Source organism: Pseudomonas sp. UBA6315 (genome assembly GCF_002438125.1).
GTDB classification, from domain to species: Bacteria; Pseudomonadota; Gammaproteobacteria; order Pseudomonadales; family Pseudomonadaceae; genus Aquipseudomonas; species Aquipseudomonas faucium.
The window spans coordinates 96,490-100,846 of sequence record NZ_DJTF01000191.1 but is presented as its reverse complement, the minus strand read 5'-3'; the positions used below and the strand labels follow the sequence as shown (position 1 = coordinate 100,846).

Sequence of the window (4,357 nt, the reverse complement as noted above, 5' to 3'; positions counted from 1 at the left end):
CCGGGACGCTCATCCAGCATTCTCAACACCCATGCGCTATCACGGCTTTGTGGGCCGCCCAGCCAGGGTCGCGGAGAATCCTTACAGAAGCTGCTTTCAAAGTTTTACGCCTGCAGAACGGGGAGCTGATGAGGGCTGGCACGGACATGCGGGGGGCATGTGCCGGGCCAACGCCGTTCTACCGGATTAACTGTGCTCGTGACGCTTTGAAAACAGCTTCCAACGGACATTGTTGCCTTTGAAAAGGCCGGATGATTCTACGGCAAAAAAATCCGGAAGGTAAGGCGGTGCAGGCGACTTTAACGAGTGACCCTGGTTAGACAAAGGGCTAACATGGGCCGGTGTTCCACCGCCAAGCCGTTGTTTTTTCATGTCCAACCAGTCCATCAAGACCCCTTGCGTCGGCCTTTGCTCGACGGTGTACGGAGACACGGTGTGCCGTGGCTGCAAGCGTTTCCACCATGAAGTGATCCACTGGAATGGTTACGACGACGAGCAGAAGCGCGCCGTGTGGCGGCGCCTGGAGCAGTTGCTGGTGCAGGTGATGATGGCCAAGCTCGAGGTGTTCGACAAAAGCCTGTTGCGCCAGCAGTTGCAGCAGCGCTCGATCCGCTTTGTCGAGCAGCAGTCGGAATACTGCTGGGCGTATCAGCTGATTGCTCGCGGGGCGCGGATGATTCGTGACCTGGAGGCTTACGGCATGGCGTTGCTGCCGGAGTTTCGCGACTGGGAACTGCCGCAGTTGCGCGATGCCATCGACCGCGAGTTCTTCCTGCTTTCCGAGGCGCATTACCAGCGCTATATCGCGCCGAGCTTTTTGCGCGATGCGGTGGGAGACGGGCAGGGCTGAGGCCCTGTGGTGGGGCTGCTGGCCCTATCGCCGGCAAGCCGGCTCCCACAGGTACAGCACAGGCCTCAAGCGCAGTGATATCCCTGTGGGAGCCGGCTTGCCGGCGATAGGGCCAGTGAAGATGCCGGCTCAGTCGCCGGTGTATTCGCACCCGCTGGTGCAAGTCTCGTGAATCCGCACCTTGGACAGCTCAGGCAGCAATGGCTTGACCTGCTCCCAGATCCACTTGGCGATCACTTCGCTGGTCGGGTTCTCCAGGCCAGGAATGTCGTTCAGGTAGTTGTGGTCGAGCTGCTCGTAGATCGGCTTGAACACCGCCTTGATCTCGGAAAAATCGCGGATCCAGCCGGTGTGCGGGTCGAGCTGCCCGGTCAGGTGCAGCGCCACCTTGAACGAGTGGCCATGCAGGCGGCCGCACTTGTGCCCGGCAGGGACGTTGGGCAGGCGGTGGGCCGATTCGAACGTAAATTCCTTGAAGATTTCCACGCTGTCATAACTCTGTGTGAATCAATAATGCGCGCAGTCTACCAGCATGGCCGCTACAAGGCTTGCAGGCGTTCATGCAGCCGCCCGGTGGCAATCAGTTCCAGCAGTTCGTCGCCCAGGCGCTGGCTTTCGGCAATGGCTTTGTACCAGTAGCGCTTGCGGCTGGGGGCATCGCCCATGAAGCGCTTGAAGTCGTTGCGATCGGGCAGCTTGCCGAAGGGCAGGGCGGCCAGGTACTGCGCCGATGGAGTCATCAGCAGCACGTTCTGCAGGCGCGTGGCATCGCCCTTGCGCCAGGGCAGGGCCTTGTCGAACCAGCCGGGCACCACCTTGTCGGTGAAGTGCGGGTACAGCACCAGGTCATCGCCGCGGTAGGGCAGGTCGAGGTGGTAGTCGAGCAGGCCGCCATCGCGGTAGGTGCCGGCGCCGGCGCCGGGGATGTCGCGCACGCCTTCCATCACCATCGGGATCGAGCCCGAGGCCAGCAGGGCGTGGCGCAGGTTGGCCAGGCCCAGCGGCAGGCAGCGCGAGGGGAAATCGGTCAGGGCATCGAGCGGCGGTGCGGCGCGCTCGTCGTGCAGGATGATGCGCTCGAAATGCCGGGCCAGGCGCGCGCGGCCAAGCAGGTTGCTGGCGATCACCGACGACAGACCCATTCCCAGGCGCCCGCGATGGTCATGGGCGAGCTGGCCGTGGCTTTTCACCACCAGGATGTTCAGGCGGTAGTGCGGGTTGGCGAGGATCTGCCCATCGCGGCCTTGCAGCAGGTCATCGAGCATGCGCTGGCAGCTGCTGCTGATCTGCTTCGGTGTGACGCCCTTGGCGAAATCCTGCTCGGTGTACAGCTCGCCCAGGCGCCGCAGGCCCTCGACCGGGTCATCAAGGCAGGCGCTGGCGAAGCGCCAGGAGCCGATCGAGGCGCCGATCAAGGCGCGCGGGCGCGGCGCCGTCGGCAACCACTCACCGAACAGCGCCAGGTCCAGGCCCTGGATGCCCAACGGCTTGGGGCCGCCGGCAGCGCCAGGCAGCACGCCGACGTCGGCCGCTTGCAGGCCGCGTTCGCGGATTTGCCGCAGGGCACGCCGGCCGGCCTTGAAGGTCAGGGCGGGGTATTTGATGTGGATGGCGGTCATGGCGGATCTCGCGGGCAACAAGCCGGTCATTATAGAGTTTTTCAGGGCCTTATCGCCGGCAAGCCGGCTCCCACACCGTCCCTGCAGGGCATGGGCCCCGTGGGAGCCGGCTTGCCGGCGATCAAGGCGACGCGCTCTCCAGCTGCGCTATCATGTCGCCAGCTGTTTTCAGGTTGAGTTAAGGACCGGTGGTTAATCTGCACCCCGTAGACACATTTGCACATCTCGATGGAGAGACCCCATGAAAACTCTGACTGCCCTGTTCACCGCCGCTGCACTGGCGTTCGGTACCAACGTTGCCCTGGCCAAGGACGTCCAGCCTGACGAAGTGGTCAAGCTGGTCAACGCCAAGACCATCAAGTCGCTGGATGAACTCAAGGCCGCGGCCATGGCCAAGCACCCAGGCGCTACCGTCAAGGATTCGGAGCTGGAAAACGAATACGGCCGCTACATCTACAAGGTCGAACTGCGTGACCAGCAGAACGTCGAATGGGACGTCGACCTGGACGCCAAGACCGGCGAAGTACTCAAGGACGCACGAGACAGCTGATGATCCACATCCCCCGGCCGGCGCGTTACCTGGCGCTCTCGCTGCTGGCCGTCTGCTCCCTGGCCGTTGCCCGCGACCTGGACCAGGATGAAGCCCTCAAGCTGCGCCAGAAAGGCATCATCCTGCCGCTCGAACAACTGCTCGAGACCGCCCTGGGGCGTTACCCCGGGGCGCGTCTGCTGGAGGCCGAGCTGGAAGAAGACGATGGCCGCTACGAATACGAGGTCGAGCTGCTGACCACCCAAGGGGTGGTGCGCGAGATCAAGCTCGACGCCAGCACCGGTGCCCTGCTCAAAGACGAGGAAGACGACTGAATGCGCCTGTTGCTTGTAGAGGACAACGTCCCCCTGGCCGACGAACTGACCACCGCCCTGCAGCGCCAGGGCTATGCCGTGGACTGGCTGGCCGATGGCCGCGATGCGGTGTACCAGGGCCAGAGCGAGCCCTATGACCTGATCATTCTCGACCTCGGCCTGCCAGGCTTGCCGGGCCTTGAAGTACTGGCCCAGTGGCGCGCCGGCGGCCTGGCCACCCCGGTGCTGATCCTTACCGCGCGCGGCTCGTGGGCCGAGCGCATCGAAGGGCTCAAGGCCGGGGCCGACGACTACCTGAGCAAGCCCTTCCACCCCGAAGAGCTGCAACTGCGCATCCAAGCCTTGCTGCGCCGGGCCCGGGGCCTTGCCAACCAGCCCAAGCTCGAAGCGGCCGGCCTGCACCTGGATGAAAGCCGCCAGTGCGTGAGCCGCGACGGAGTCGACATCCAGCTCACCGCCGCCGAGTTTCGCCTGCTGCGCTACTTCATGCTGCACCCGCAGCAGATCCTGTCCAAGAGCCACCTGGCCGAGCACCTCTACGACGGCGAGACCGAGCGCGATTCCAACGTGCTTGAAGTGCACGTCAACCACCTGCGCCGCAAGCTGGGCCGCAGCGTCATCGAGACGCGCCGCGGGCAAGGCTACCTGTACGCCGGGCACAACGCATGAAGTCGATCCAGGCGCGCCTGAGCCTGGGCCTGGTGGCCGTGCTGGTGGTGGTCGGGGTGGTGCTGGCGCAGCTCACCCTGTGGCTGTTCGAGGCCGGCTTGCAGCGCTACCTGGAAAACGGCCTGCGCAAGGAAAGCGAGAACCTGCTGGTGGCCCTGGTGCGCGGGCCTTCGGGGCTGCAGCTGGATGAGCGGCGTATTTCCGCGGCCTACCAGCGCCCGTTCTCGGGCTATTACTTTCGCATCGACTTCGAGCAGGGCACCTGGCGTTCCCGTTCGCTGTGGGACCTGGACATGCCCAAGCCGGCCGCGCCGGGCCTTTCCGACAGCCACGAGCTGGGCCCGGAAGGCCAGCA

The 4,357-nt window shown here is 64.4% G+C and carries 6 protein-coding genes and 1 pseudogene; 5 read left to right on the top strand and 2 right to left on the bottom strand.

Annotated elements, in window-relative coordinates; genetic code table 11:
* The first annotated feature begins 370 nt into the window (after positions 1 to 370).
* A complete protein-coding gene (locus tag B3E94_RS23565) occupies positions 371 to 850 on the top strand; it encodes a DUF1289 domain-containing protein (protein WP_236237267.1) in 480 nt (159 codons plus the stop codon).
* Positions 851 to 979: 129 nt separating this feature from the next.
* Here B3E94_RS23565 and queD read toward each other — a convergent pair whose 3' ends face one another.
* Together queD and B3E94_RS23555 are read right to left on the bottom strand one after the other, a co-directional pair.
* A complete protein-coding gene (gene queD, locus B3E94_RS23560; RefSeq protein WP_176517659.1) occupies positions 980 to 1,336 on the bottom strand; it encodes a 6-carboxytetrahydropterin synthase QueD in 357 nt (118 codons plus the stop codon).
* Positions 1,337 to 1,389: 53 nt separating this feature from the next.
* Entirely contained in the window at positions 1,390 to 2,469 is a 1,080-nt protein-coding gene (locus B3E94_RS23555) for a patatin-like phospholipase family protein (RefSeq protein WP_286915434.1), read from the bottom strand.
* A gap of 241 nt (positions 2,470 to 2,710) precedes the next feature.
* On the opposite strand from B3E94_RS23555, the gene B3E94_RS23550 reads away from it, so the two are divergent.
* The 4 genes and pseudogenes from B3E94_RS23550 to B3E94_RS23535 form a co-directional block, all read left to right on the top strand.
* Positions 2,711 to 3,019: a PepSY domain-containing protein gene (locus tag B3E94_RS23550; RefSeq protein ID WP_286915433.1), complete on the top strand. Its 309-nt coding sequence runs from the start codon at positions 2,711 to 2,713 to the stop codon at positions 3,017 to 3,019.
* Positions 3,019 to 3,333, top strand: coding sequence for a PepSY domain-containing protein (locus tag B3E94_RS23545; protein ID WP_236237721.1), 315 nt, complete (start codon positions 3,019 to 3,021; stop codon positions 3,331 to 3,333). The genes B3E94_RS23550 and B3E94_RS23545 overlap by 1 nt, the downstream gene beginning before the upstream one ends.
* Complete coding sequence (locus B3E94_RS23540; protein ID WP_176515609.1) at positions 3,334 to 4,002, top strand: response regulator transcription factor; 669 nt, start codon at positions 3,334 to 3,336, stop codon at positions 4,000 to 4,002.
* Positions 3,999 to 4,357: pseudogene (locus B3E94_RS23535) on the top strand (ATP-binding protein); the annotation flags it as partial. The gene B3E94_RS23540 and the pseudogene B3E94_RS23535, both read left to right, overlap by 4 nt.